At 64.9% G+C, this 222-nt stretch carries 1 protein-coding gene; it reads right to left on the bottom strand.

What is annotated here, in order from left to right:
- On the bottom strand, positions 1-222 hold a 222-nt coding region (locus ACYQ1H_RS15690), incomplete at both ends, for a DDE-type integrase/transposase/recombinase (protein WP_460028967.1).

Below are 222 nucleotides of genomic sequence, written 5' to 3'. Positions count from 1 at the left end.
CGGCAGCGCTCGCCAAAGGCCAGACTGGTGTACTGGCTGCCCTGGTCGCTGTGGTGGATGACACCCTTGGGTTTGCGCTGCTCAAGGGCCATGTTCAACGCCGCGAGCACGAGGTCTGCGGTCATGCGTTCGCCCATGGCCCAGCCCACCACGCGCCGGCTCCAGACATCGATGACCACCGCCAGATAGAGGAACCCCATCCAGGTCGGCACGTAGGTCATG

This window comes from Methyloparacoccus murrellii (assembly GCF_054657115.1).
Note: the sequence above shows the minus strand (reverse complement) of the source record. Positions and strands in the feature narration are given on the sequence as shown.